Below are 13,331 nucleotides of genomic sequence, written 5' to 3'. Positions count from 1 at the left end.
AAGCTCACTCTCACCGGTCACTGCCTGAAGCGTTTCCTGCGTTGTAAAATAGTTTTGTCAGCGGGAAATTATTCATAATTGAAACCCGGTGACACAAAATGACGTCATATAATTGTTTTTGATTGACCCTGAATATCTTCAAATTTAACGTGAATTTATTGTAAATAAATAGTGAAAAGTCATGCAGCTTGAATGTGTGACGTTTCACTCTTCAAAGGATCCGTTATGAAATTGAAGAAACTGTCACTCTCCATTATTACCGTATTGCATGCCGGCTTAACTACAAATGCGCTCGCTCAGGACAACACACAGGAGAGCGCTACCGGCGATCAGTTAGAAGTTATCGAAGTAAAAGGCTTTCGAAGCTCACTGAACAAATCCCTGCTTACAAAACGCGCTAACGTGAATTCCATGGAGTCCATATCCGCCGAAGATATTGGTAAGTTCCCTGATCTAAACTTAGCCGAATCGCTGCAACGCATTTCAGGTGTCTCAATCAGCCGCGAAGGCGGCGAGGGCAGACGTATCACACTGCGGGGCCTCGGCCCGGACTTTACCCGTGCAACACTGAACGGTATGGAAATACCGGCGGAAACCGATCAGCTGGACTCGTCAATTTCTGCTCTGAGCGGCGGGCGTGCATTTGACTTCAACGTGTTTGCGTCTGAATTATTTAATCGCGTGGACGTGCAAAAATCTCCCACTGCATCAATGGAAGAAGGTGGTATCGCGGGTTCTGTAAATCTGTATACCGCCAAGCCTTTTGATAATCCCGGATTTCATTATGCCGGTTCAGCGCAGGCGAACTACAACGATGTCTCCGAAGAGACCACCCCCCGCACGGCGGTAATGGTGAGCAATACCTTTGACGATGATAAGTTTGGTGTCCTTTTCTCACTGGCTTATTCGACCCGGAACGTTAACCAGCAAGGCTTCGGAACCGTAGGCTGGCAAACGCCCGTTAACAATAATATGACTTACGCGGACACCAGCAGTACAAACGTTACCGGGTCGCCGTCGGGTGGTGATTGTCAGTTAAATGGTGCGGATGTGGACGCCATCAATTGTTTATATGCCCCCCGGATCCCGCGGCCGGATTATTTCGGTAACGAACAGACCCGCCTGGGTATTACTTCTTCATTTCAGTATGCACCGTCTGATAATGTGTTACTTACCTTCGACTACTTACATTCACAACTGGAAAATGAGCGCTCGTACTATCACATGTACGCAATGTTCAGAAATTACTTCAATCAAATCACGCCAACATCGGTTACCGTAGCGCCCAATGGCCAGCAAATTATTGCCGGCGAATTTGATGGCATAACTAACCGGGTTGAGAGCCGTGAGACCACCAGTGATACAGCATTTAATCAGTATGTGTTATCGGGAGAGTTTGGCTTAACAGATCGTCTCATTGTGGATGCTATGGTGGGGTATGCAGAAATTGATTTTTCCCGTGATGAATTTCGTCACATTATGGACAGCACTGAGCCGCATAGTTTCGGTTTCGATTTTACGGGTAACCCCAATGCTGCGCTGCTCGACTTCCAGTTCGATTATAATGATCCTGCCTTGTACAACTTGTCCTCTTATGATTTTCAGGATCAGACTGATAAAGAAAACCTGACCGCTAAATTTGATGGAAAATATGTGGCGGATATGGTCGAAGTTAAGGCCGGTGTGGCCTACAACAACCGCAAAGTCTCCCGCCAATATTTCGGTCTGCCAACTTTTTCTACGGGATCTGCAGAAGGCTTAACAGAAATGCTGCCCATCAGTAATTTTGGCGACGGCTTTGACGGAAATTTGTTTCCTTTTGTAGTGGCTGATTTTGATGCAGTAAAAGACGCTATCGGCCCCCTCAACTGGCAATCTCAGGATCAGAAAAACACGCAGGTAGAAGAAGAGACCATGGCCGTTTATCTGGAGTTTAATACAGACTTCGATATCGCTGATATGATTTTGCGTACCAACTTTGGTATGCGATATGTCGATACCACCGCCACGTCAACGGGATATATCCGGCTGGAAAATTCTGTAGAAACCATCGTCGCTGAACATGACTATAAGAACTTTTTACCGGCTCTGAATCTGGCACTGGAGCCTGCAGATGATCTCATCGTGCGCTTAGGACTGACGCGGTCAATGACACGCCCCAGCTTAAATACGCTGAACCCGGGCAATCCTGCTTTTCGCTACATTGAAGGTTTCGTGACGGTGGGTAATCCGTACCTTGACCCTTACGTGTCTAACAATGTGGACTTTGGCGTAGAGTGGTATTTTGACGAAGAATCGTTATTGTCTGCCACACTGTTTTATAAAGACATAGAAACCTATATTCGCAGCACACAGGAAGAAAAACTGGTCGACAGTATTTATTACACGGCAATCAATAACGATCCGGTTTATGATCCCGCGATAACGGTTAATCCGTTCAGCGAACCTTATACCCATTATTCCTATGACAATGGCGACGGTACAACCATAAACGGCTTTGAAATCAGCTACCAGCAGCCATTTAACTTCCTGCCCGCGCCCTTCGATAATTTTGGGACAGTGGCGAACTATACCCGTGTCAGTTCCGGTGAAATCGTGGGTGTTTCCGAGAATTCTTACAATTTCACCTTGTACTACGAAACAGAGAAGTATGGTGCCCGCCTGTCGGCAAACAGCAGGGATGACTACTTTATCGAAGTACCCGGCATCACCGGCAATGCTGAAAATGGGGTAACGGGTCCCACAAATATCGACTTTTCCTCGTTCTATAACTGGTCTGAAAAGCTGACGTTCTCCTTTGAAGTCATCAACCTGACGGATGAGTATTCACGGCTGTTCGTCACCGGCGACGGTTCGCTGGACATGGTGCGGGAATATAACAACACGGGAAGACAGTTCTTCCTTGGCGTGCGATATCACAACTAGGCAGCTTTACGTTACGGGGTCATAAGTTCTTATGACCCTATCCTTACCCCGCAACACTTTATTCAGGCCAGGCTCACTATGCTCACACGTTGCTTTCTCTTCGTTGTTCTGTTGTCTGCGTCACATGCCGTATTTTCTTCGGGAGAGCGGTTCACTATTTCGGTCGATGAACCGTCTGTGCGTTTTATTGTTGTACAAAGCCGTGATCCGCTCATTGAATGGGCCGCCAAAGATGTGGCGGATGATTTATCTGCCCGCACCGGTTCGACTTTTGTTGTGGTCCAAAGCGATGACGAGACAGCTTCAACACCATTTATTCGCATAAACGTTGATGGCTCATTACCGCTACTCAATGCCAGTGCATTTCCTCATGGTAATCATGAAGCATTTGCCATTCACACAAACCAGGACACTCTGGTGATCACCGGTGCTGATGTTAGGGGCACGGTATACGGTCTGTTTACGTTAGCCGAAAAAATGGGTATTTCACCGTGGCAATGGTGGGCGGATGTGCCGGTGAAAAAAGCCAACGTGCCGCTAACGCTGGACAAGTTACCGGTTGTTGAAGGTCCTGCTGTGAAGTACCGCGGTATTTTCATTAACGATGAAGACTGGGGCTTACTTCCATGGGCGTCTCGTACATTCGAGCCGGATACTGCCAATATAGGGCCCCGGACTTATGAAAAAATTTTTCAGTTACTGCTCAGATTAAAAGCCAATACCATCTGGCCTGCCATGCATCCGGGTACCCGTGCCTTCTTCACTGTGCCGGGCAACAAGGAGATGGCGCAGCGCTACCACATTCATGTGGGCAGTTCTCATGCCGAACCCATGTTAAGAAACAATGTGGATGAATGGGACAAGCAGCAATCAGGTGATTTCAATTACACCAATAATGCGGCAAGGGTCAATGAATACTGGCGAAGCCGTGTTGTGCAAGTCAGTGATATGTCTGATCTGGCGATGTTTACCCTGGGTATGCGTGGCATTCATGACAGCGGAATGGAAGGTACCAATTCACAGCAGCAAGCCAAAGACACTTTACAGCAGGCTATCAATACCCAGCGTGCACAACTTGAAGCGGTTTTTGGAAAGCCCGCTGAAACGCTTACGCAAATGTTTACGCCTTACAAAGAAGTACTCTCACTGTACGAAATGGGATTATCTGTGCCTGACGATGTCACACTGGTGTGGCCTGATGATAACTACGGTTATATCCGCCGGCACAGCAACCATGCTGAACAAACACGGTCAGGCGGAGCAGGGGTGTACTACCATTTAAGCTATTGGGGCAGACCCCATGATTATTTATGGCTGAGCAGTACCCACCCCGCGTTAATACAGTTTGAAATGCAACGTGCATTTGAAAATGGTGCTGACCGTATCTGGATAGCCAATGTGGGTGACATCAAACCCCTTGAATACAATATGGAATGGTTCTTACATCTCGGGTGGTACGGGCCGGATAAAGTGTCTGACGCAAAGATGTTCGCTTCTTATCAGTTGGGCAGAGACTTTGCGATTTCTGAACCCCGATATGCCGCAGAGCTATTATTTGACTATTACCATCTGGCCTTTATCCGTCGCCCGGAATTCATGGGATGGAGTCAAACCGAACCCACGACACAAACCCAATTATCCGGCTGGGACGGCAAAACCATTGAAAATCGTCTTCAGCAATACCAAAAGCTTGAGACATCCATTTTTGAACTGGGCAAAGGCATTCAGCCAGAAGAGCAATCAGCCTGGTTTCAACTTATGAGCTATCCGGTGCAGGCGGCATCAGAAATGAATAAAAAGTGGCTGTTCAGACACAAAGCTGCTTTTACAGTCTCACAATCTGTAGCTGATAAGCTGATGGAAAAAGCACTGGATGCACATAACACTATCGACGGGCTAACTCAGCAATATAACAGATTGTCTGACGGCAAATGGGCCGGCATGATGGATGCTGCACCGCGCAAACTGCCGGTTTTTAGCAAGCCGGAACTGATTACGTTGACGGATGACGAAAAACAAAAGCGAGAAAGAGTCAACAACGGATCCCAAAGTAAGCAAATCAAACCGGCATCAGTAAAGTTCATTTCACCTGAGGGTTACAGCTGGCAGGAAGTGAGAGATCTGGGCTATTCCGGCAAAGCATTAACACTTTATCCGCTGAAGCAACAATACTTCTCAGAAAAGGCCGCTGTTACTTACCAGTTCAACCTTGATATTGCACAGGATGTAACGTTAAACGTTGCCACGTTACCTGTGCATTCCAATGATTTTTCTCATGAGATTGCAATATCTCTGGCACAAAAACCAGTGACGATATTCACGCTGAACACCATAGGACGAAGCGAGCAGTGGAAGCAGGGCGTATTGAACAACCGCATTCACAATAGTGTCAATCTGGGAAGGCTGAGTAAGGGTGCTCACAATGTGACCCTTTCAGTGAATCAAAACGGTATTGTCATTGATGAGGTCTGGCTATCTGAACGTGGTTCTTAATAAGAGAATAGGGCACAATGCCGGCTGTTTTTCAAATAGCGGAGTTCTTATGTCTTTCAGTAGTGTTGAAGCGTTAACCTCTCAACTGGCCAGCGCACCGGATGAAATTGTATTCAGCGATGTGATTTCGTTTGTTGACGATAACTACATTTTCACGCCTTCGGCTTTTAGTAATGGCACAGTAAACAATGAAACGAATCAAAATAACGGGTCCTGTAAACTGTTGGCCCTCGGCCAGCTATTAGGGTTAACACAGGCGCAGACACTCGCACTTTTTGGCAGTTACTACCGTGATGATGTGCTTAAGCATCCTGAAGGTACCGACCACGCAAATATTCGCAATTTCATGGTCTCAGGATTCGACGGTTTGCAGTTTGATACGTTTCCCTTAGCGGAAAAATAAAGCGCCTGTTTATCTAACCCCGGCGCTTTTGTCCCTTGGTTAGTCTGGCCATGCCGCCTTGTTTAACAGCCGCCTGCTGGCCATAGTGACCGGGCATTTCCGGAGAGCGCCAGCCTCCGGCAAGCTGCATTTCAGGTAGCGTGGCGCCATTTTCTGCCAGTGAAACCGCCGCTCCCACACGACCGCTGTGAGGGGTGATATTTTCCTGAATACCAGCAAGTGCAGCAATGCGTTTCCAGGTGCGATAAATGCTCGAGTATTCCAGCTTCGGGGCCTGTTTGAAATTCGCACTTTCATCATAAGGCAACAGAGCGTGGCCTCTGTTTGAGACGCGGCGGAACAACACGCCTTTGTTTATCCTTCGCGGATCATCTTCACTTCGCTCAACTTTTTGCTGAGCGTCATAATTCGCTTCAGCAACATACTCGTCAATCATATCCAGCGTATTGGGAGAAATGTACCTGTACTGGCCTTTGCCGGTCTGGTCACTTTTTGATGTTAAGACGAGCAGGGCGTTAGTACGCTTATTAATGTCAGATATACAAACGCGAACGACTTCATCGGCCCTGAGCAGCGCGTCGAACATCAGATTAATCATGGCCAGATCGCGCATTTCCAGCAGTGTGTCCGGGATCACCCGATCATTAATTTTTTCCAGCAAATCCAGTGTCAGCGGTACCGCCTGATGGTGACTGAACTGGTATTTCTCATTTTCAGCCAGCGACAGCCGGATGAAGTCTTTAAGATAGACAGACTGCACAATGGGGTTCGGTAATTTGGCAATACCCAGAAATTTACTCAACGCACTGAGCCTGCGTTTGATGGTGCGGTAAGCCAGTGGTGACTGACATAACATCTCTACATAACGTTTGACACAGAGTTCGTTATTTTCAAATGAAGCATTGAATCCGCTCAATCCGGATTGCTCACAGAATATAACAAACTCGTTGAAATCGCTGATGTAAGCACGCTGCGTGTTACGGGGTAACCGTGAGAAAATATCATTGAAGTACTGATTCACAGCATCGCGGTAACAGTCTGTAAACTGTAACTGCTGAGATGCCGGCAACTTCATGTCAGCTCCTTAAAATATACAGGTATTTAAACGGATGGCACGCATGAAGGGTAAAAGCCGGCATACGTGGGAGTACGATGCCGGTAGTATATCTAAATTGATATTTGCTGTATATAAATACAGCTCTTGTGTGTTTCGGGCAGGGAAAGCCTATTCAGCGCTATCCCGTAAAGTAAAACCCGTCAGCCATTCAAGGATCAAATCTTTATGATTGTCAGCCCATTGTTGAGACACGGTTTCAATATCCTCACCATTTTCTACAGCGGAGAGCATTGTCACCAGTTCCGCGTCATCAATCACAAACCGGTTTAACAGCTTCAGCAGCTCGGGGGAACGCTCTTCCAGTTGTGAACGAAAACCCAGTTTGATTTCACTTTGCGGCCAGGAGGTACCTGTGCTGAGTTTATTGAGTCCCTGAGCTTTGAAAATGGCTTGCCATATTGCGGCGTCATGTGCAGGCTCTTCAACGAAATGTACATGGCGGTTTCCAAACAATGCATCAGGGTAATAGCAGAAGAATAAGCCCGGTTGTTCATTCTGATTGTTGCGGTTAATCAGCTGCTCCAGTAAGTCCAGGTCAAACACGTGATAGTCATAATACGCATCCAGACCATAGGCGTTGAGACGTCGCTCCTCAATTGCCACTGATGCCCAGCCTTTGGCTCCCACCCAAATATCACCACGTCCATTACCGGACAAGTCAAAACGTGAAGCGTTTTCCGGAGTAACCAGATCGTTTACTGCTAACGTTGCCGGCGCTGTAAAATCGGTATAGCAGAGGCCTTGTTTTCCCATGCCGGCGCTTTCACCCAATTTAACAGTTTCGAACGCCCGCACATACCGGCGGATCAGGTCGGCATTGTTAGCCAGCCAGATATCCGGATGCACATCAATGTCGCCGTCGTGCTGGCCCATCTGTTTAAAGGCTTGCTCATGAGTAACGTTGATGAGCTGTGCCCGCGACTCTGTGTGTTCATTAATAATCGTGGCAAGAATATGAGCTTTAACTTGAGCGGTCGGCCAGTCCAGTAAGGCAATATTCAGTTCTGCGTTATTTAAATCGCGCTTCGACAGAATGGGCGCTGACTCATCCCGTTTCACATCATCCAGCGTTTCATATAAAAAGCCGTAGCCGAATCCACAAAACAAAAACACAAAAATACTGAAAATCCAGTAACTGTGACTCACGGTTTCGGGACCGACCGTTTTCAGGCTCAAAGTACGCTCTACAGCTTCATGCTGCACGTCAAACTCCGGGGCGTCTGATTTCTGCTTAAATTCGTCTGCATATTCCAGTAAGTCACGGCACACCAGCGCGTGATCGTGGCGTATCTGGATATACTGATTCCGTTCATTAATAACCAGAATGAGAAATATAACCGAAGTAGCCAGAATGAGCGCAAACAATGCCGTGGAGAAACTTTCAGGACGAAATATGAGTGAGAAGAAGACGTTCGTTGCGCCAAGCAAGATGAGAATGACCAGTTCTTCCGGTGGAATTCTGTCACTTTCCATGGTCATCAGTTTCTGACCCACCTGGAAATTATCCAGCAAACGCTCTCGATATATCGGAGTATTTTCAGTACCGGCAATCAGTACTTTCTTAATGTCCTGAATTTCCAGCTGAGCATTGCGCATATCCTTTGCGCCGTTAAAAGCCCGTAAGAACACGTATAAATGTTTAACGATATAATTATTTATCAGTGCTTTGTACTTCTCAGCAGATACGCCGCCGGACGGTGAAGAGGAGGGGAGTTGCATCACCGAATCATTAAACTCTACCAGCAAACGTTCCCGTTCCCGGTTAAGGGAAGTTGTCCGCTCAAGAGCAAAGGTACCCAACAGAACAAAAAAGACCGTGGATACAGCGAGTAAATCGTAATACGAGTCAATGGGATAAGTTGGCGCGAATAACACCCATATCCCCACCATGCATACGGTACTGAAAAGAATGAGCAGCGATGAACGCAGAGGAAAGCGCAGCCCGAGAAAAATATTGGCCGACACAATAAGAACGGATGCAACCGCTTCATATTGATTGAGTAATCGGCCCTGTAACAGAGCAAGGATCACTACCGCGCCAACAGGCATGAAATACCAGAACACGCTGACAGACGCATTCGTCGCTGAAAACACGGATAAGTCGTAGAGCAAACTTCCCAGTGCCAGAATAGCGATACCGGCAAAGGCCACCAACGCATAATCCATATAATCAAACTGATTTGCCGTATCGCCAAACAAAAACAGGATGGAGAGCATACCGGGGGCAGCTACACAACGAACACCTGATTCCGTCAGTAAAGCTTTATTCAATGAACTGAGGTTGAGAGCATTTTTATCTGAGATAGCAGACCAGGCATCCATGCATTTCATGCGCATATAGCAGTTAATTGCCATAGCAAGCCCGCCTGATGCCGCCAGTAAAATGGTATTTATCATCGGACTTTCCAGCAGCAGCCAGTCTGCAATATCCAGATTCGGGCTCATCAGAACGATGAAACCGGCAAACGCTGCTGCAGAGAAAATATAATCGTTCGCCGTGGTTGTTCTGTGCTTTTTACGCAACGTGCTGTCTATGTAAAAAAATACAATTGGCCAGGCTTCGAATATGAGAATGGCAATAACATCAAATTCCTGCGACATGTTCAGTGCCGCATATAAAAGCAGATGGTTTGCACAGATAAGGGCACCGGAAAACAGCGTGGGTACAAGCAGCGCCGGTGTTTTGAAATGGACTGCAATATCAGAGAAAAAGCCTTGTTGCCGCTTTGCAAACATGACCATGACGACCACAAGCGTAGAAATAGCAGCCAGCGTATGCGAAGTAGCAGCGACAAAGATTGGGCTGGAGCGGTCTATCAGGTAGTTAACCACCGGCGGATAAAGCATCCACAAAAGAATAGAGGCGCACATTAACACTATGGGTGAACGCATAAATTGAATGACGAGATGCTGCAAGAAGATAGCTCCTTTATCCTGTATTTTAGCGGCGGGAGATAGACGTTTATCTACTCAATGACCTTTTAATCTGTTGAATAGTATCATGTTTTACTTTTGTTTATTTTCTAATTTCTTTGAATTGAAGGTGTATGTGTATGTGTATGTTCAAACGGGGGCTGAGAACTTTATGGATTTAAAGAACTAAAACTCACTGGAAGTGTATATGGTCGTTTTTGGTGTTGCAATCATGTTAAGTCCGACCTTGGCTTGTTCTTCAATTGTGTGCATATATTTTAAAATTGAACATTTCGTTTACATTAGCCATTCATTCACATATTATACCTTTGTCTAGGGTTAACGTTTTACCTTAGTTTTGCTCCCAGATTCGAGTGCTCAATTCAAACTGGGATCAATAAATTGTTGCAGAATACAAACCAGTTTCCGCTAATTTATTCAAGCGGTTCGCGGGACAGGTCAGACGCCGGACATGAAATCCATTTTTATATATAAAAATGAAAAATTTAATTTGCAAGGGTAAACGTATAACCTTGAGTCCTATTTAAATGCGGTGATGCATTCGAGTGATTCTGCACATATTTTTGACACATTGAGGAAGCGGGGCAGACGTTTGCCCTCTGAAGGAGACATACATGACTGCAAATACAAAATTCAATAAGAATAATAAAAAAAGAGTTTTTCTGAAAAGTTCTTTATATTTGGCAATACTTTCTTCTCTGGGCACGCCTCTGGCTATGGCGCAAAGTGATGAAGCAGAAGCGAATGCCGGAAACACTGAAGTCATTGAAGTGCGTGGATTCAGAAACTCGCTGAAAGAGTCTATGCTCAACAAGAAAGCGTCAGATGTGGTATCTGACGGTATTTCGGCAGAAGACCTGGGTAAGTTTCCCGATCAGAACGTCGCGGAATCGCTACAGCGCATTACCGGTGTAGCCATCGACCGTAGTGGTGGTGAAGGCCAGTTTATTACTGTTCGAGGATTTGGTCCGCAGTTTAACACCGTTCTGATCAACGGTCGCCAGATCGCCACGGAAAACCAGGGGCGAGAATTCAGTTTTGATACCTTACCGGCAGAACTTATTAGCGGCGCTAATGTATATAAAAGCCCGGTTTCTTCGCTGCAGGCAGGTGGTATCGGCTCCACGGTTAATGTAACTACAGCCAATCCATTCGATTTTGACGGGTTTGCCGGTGCAGCCAGTGTGAAGGGCATGTATGAAGAGATTTCGGAAGAAACCTCGCCTCAGATTTCCGGTTTGATCACTAACCGGTTCATGGATGACAAGCTCGGGGTGCTGGTAGCCGGTTCCCTGCAAAAACGTAAAGCGCAGACCAATATTCTTCAGGTACGCGACTGGCGCTCGAATGTCAGCCTGACCAATCGTTCTCAAACTGATGACCCTCAGTATGCAGATTCTGAGCAGTTCAACGGCGTATACGTTCCGCAAAACTTTGACCAGATTGTAGATCTGGCGGATCGTCAGCGCACTAGCGGGAACGTAGTGGTGCAATATGCGCCGCAAGACAACATGATGATCAAAGTCGACGCGCTCTACTCTAAATTTGAAGTAGGCTCCCGTCGTAACACCGTTGGTCACTGGCTGTCGGACAGCAACCTTGATAATCTTGAAGTGAATGAAAACGGCACCGTTACCTCTCTGGACAGCACATTAGTAGATGGCGTGGGTGGTGCAACCGACTTCATTCAGAGCAGCGACTCCCGTGACGTGGAGATCCAGGCGTACGGTATCAACTATGAATGGCTGGTAAATGACTACTTCACAGCAACCTTCGATATCTCAACGTCGACGGCGAAAAACAATAGCGGTGGTAATAACTACTTTACTGTAGTGGGCTACAACAACTCTTACAGCCTGGACTTTTCCGGTGAAACGCCCACGATTGATATCGAAGGCGGTACAGACGCGCTGACCAACATTCCGGCCGGTCGTATGCACGTCACCAACCGTGAAGGTTACGATATTGAAGACACTATCGATGAATATCGTGCGGATTTCACCTGGTTACCTGATTCCGGTAATGCGTTTTCGAAAATGGAATTCGGTGCGTACTATCAGGATCGGAACAAAGACAACAACAGTCTGACGTCCAGCCTGTGTAACGTGTACTGTGGTTATCAAACTGATATTCCGGATGACTTGCTGTACATCTACTCACCACAAAACTATTTCTCAAACGCCAGTCAGCAGTGGATTGCTTACGATCCTGAAGCGTATTTTGACTATGCCGTGTCAGACGAGGCAATTCAGCAGGTAGCGGATAACACCGGCCAGACTTTTGATGAAGTACGTGCCATCGTTGATGCTGAGGGCCTGAACAGCCCGTCGCTTGCCGGCAATTCATTCTCAGTGAATGAAGAAGTCATCAGCCTGTACGCACAGATGTATTTCAGCCTGTTGATTTCTGACATGCCAGTGGATATTAACTTCGGCCTGCGCTACAGCGAAACCGATACCACCACAACCGGTTACGGTCGTGAACTGCTGGACGTGGTGCCTGTGCCAAACGACCCGTCTGACTACAGCGATGTGTATGCCACCAACGAAGGTGTGCCGATTGCAGAGTCCAACAGCTATTCTAATCTGCTGCCTAACATTAATGCGAAGATGGATCTGACTGATGATTTGATGCTGCGCGTTGGCTTCTCTGAAACGCTGACCCGTCCAACCATGAGCGATCTGGTGCCGGTGTTCAATGTCTCGGTGACCCGTCCGAATAACCTGCAGGCAGATTCCGGTAACGCTGATCTGAAGCCCTTCCTGTCGACTAACTTCGACCTTTCACTGGAATGGTACTATGCCGATACCAGCTACCTTTCTGTAGCGGCGTTCAAGAAAGAAGTGGAAGACTTCATTGTGGCGTCGTTCGAAACCCGCACCCTGAATCTGGCAAGTGGTGCTTACGATTTCACCGTTCGTCTACCTGACAACGGCGAAACAGCTGACGTGAATGGTCTGGAAATCGCGTGGCTGCACACCTTCGACAGCGGTTTTGGTATTCAGGCTAACGCCACTATCGTAAACAGCGATGCATCACTGGATAGCGAAGACAACAGCCAGGTGTTCGCGCTGGAAGGTCTGGGTGATTCACAAAACATCATCCTGTTCTATGAACAGGGTCCAATGCAGGCTCGTGTGGCTTACAACAACCGAGAAGGTTTTATGCAGGATCTGGTTAGCCCGCTGGGTGGCACAGAACCGCGCTTCACTGAAACCTACGGTCAGTTCGATGTCAGTGCCAGTTACGATATCAACGAAAACTTCACGGTTTTTGTTGAAGGTATAAATGTAACTGGTGAAGAGTTACGTCGTCACGGTCGTTACAGCGAACAGTTCATTCAGATGATTGATAACGGAGCACGTTATACCGTGGGTGTACGCACCAGCTTCTAAGTTCTCAGCTCGACAAAGGCAGGCACAGCAATGCGCTTGCCTTTTTTAGTTTTTCTCCATGCTG

General features: G+C 47.0%; 6 protein-coding genes. 4 read left to right on the top strand and 2 right to left on the bottom strand.

Annotated features, from left to right (window positions below):
- The first annotated feature begins 225 nt into the window (after window positions 1–225).
- From ACXAH4_RS18410 to ACXAH4_RS18400, 3 genes are all read left to right on the top strand, one after another.
- Window positions 226–2,925 carry a TonB-dependent receptor gene (locus ACXAH4_RS18410; protein ID WP_474882930.1) on the top strand — a complete coding sequence of 900 codons (2,700 nt, stop codon included), beginning with the start codon at window positions 226–228 and terminating at the stop codon, window positions 2,923–2,925.
- Window positions 2,926–3,003: 78 nt separating this feature from the next.
- On the top strand, window positions 3,004–5,418 hold the full coding sequence (locus tag ACXAH4_RS18405) for a glycosyl hydrolase 115 family protein (RefSeq protein WP_474882928.1): 2,415 nt from the start codon (window positions 3,004–3,006) through the stop codon (window positions 5,416–5,418).
- Window positions 5,419–5,467: 49 nt separating this feature from the next.
- Window positions 5,468–5,821 (top strand): HopJ type III effector protein, encoded by a 354-nt coding sequence (locus ACXAH4_RS18400; protein WP_474844202.1) that lies wholly within the window; start codon window positions 5,468–5,470, stop codon window positions 5,819–5,821.
- A 13-nt stretch (window positions 5,822–5,834) separates the two neighbouring features.
- On the opposite strand, the gene ACXAH4_RS18395 is transcribed toward ACXAH4_RS18400, so the two are convergent.
- Both ACXAH4_RS18395 and ACXAH4_RS18390 read right to left on the bottom strand, forming a co-directional pair.
- Window positions 5,835–6,896, bottom strand: a complete 1,062-nt coding sequence (locus ACXAH4_RS18395; RefSeq protein ID WP_474882926.1) for a tyrosine-type recombinase/integrase — start codon at window positions 6,894–6,896, stop codon at window positions 5,835–5,837.
- 150 nt (window positions 6,897–7,046) lie between these two features.
- Window positions 7,047–9,854 (bottom strand): glycine betaine ABC transporter substrate-binding protein, encoded by a 2,808-nt coding sequence (locus ACXAH4_RS18390; protein ID WP_474844204.1) that lies wholly within the window; start codon window positions 9,852–9,854, stop codon window positions 7,047–7,049.
- Between the two features lie 698 nt (window positions 9,855–10,552).
- On the opposite strand from ACXAH4_RS18390, the gene ACXAH4_RS18385 reads away from it, so the two are divergent.
- Window positions 10,553–13,267 (top strand): TonB-dependent receptor, encoded by a 2,715-nt coding sequence (locus ACXAH4_RS18385; RefSeq protein WP_474882924.1) that lies wholly within the window; start codon window positions 10,553–10,555, stop codon window positions 13,265–13,267.
- Window positions 13,268–13,331 lie beyond the last annotated feature (64 nt).

The organism is Alteromonas sp. ABV2_168 (genome assembly GCF_056161165.1).
The sequence above is the reverse complement of the archived record's forward strand: the minus strand, read 5'-3'. Positions and strand labels throughout refer to the sequence as shown.